The organism is Polaromonas sp. P1_F8, from assembly GCF_056405635.1.
Genome location: NZ_JBFUBS010000022.1, coordinates 1 through 432, shown reverse-complemented (window position 1 = coordinate 432; position 432 = coordinate 1). Strand labels below are relative to the sequence as shown.

Annotated in this window: 1 protein-coding gene; it reads right to left on the bottom strand. The window is 57.6% G+C overall.

Annotated features, from left to right (window positions below; genetic code table 11):
- Nucleotides 1–422, bottom strand: a 422-nt coding sequence (locus AC1D1J_RS22600; RefSeq protein ID WP_477695930.1) for a pilin, incomplete at its 3' end; no start/stop codon positions are given.
- Nucleotides 423–432 lie beyond the last annotated feature (10 nt).

The following is a 432-nucleotide window of genomic DNA, read 5'->3' as shown; positions in this document are numbered from 1 at the left end:
CCGCAGCGCCATTCGCTGATCAGCGAACCAGGTGCGAGGCCCGTGCTGGCGCCTTGCGAGTAAGGAACCAGCGACAGCCACTGGCTGTTGATCAGCGAGTCGTTCATCGTCGTCGAAGCCTGAACGCTGATGATGCCGCCACCATTGGTCGTGATCGCATTGACGTACTTGCTGTTGCCCGAACCAGCGGCAACTTCACAGCCCCACGAACCAGCGGCTGGCAGCGCCGTGCTGGTGGCGGACTGGAAGGTTTCCGTGATCGACGTACGGCACGAAGACGCGGCCAAAATCAGTTCCGACAGTTTGGCGCGCTTGGTGTAGTCCTGGTAAGCAGGCAGAGCCACAGCGGCCAAGATACCAATGATCGCCACGACGATCATCAATTCGATCAGGGTAAAACCCTTTTGCATTGAACGTTTCATAAATACTCCT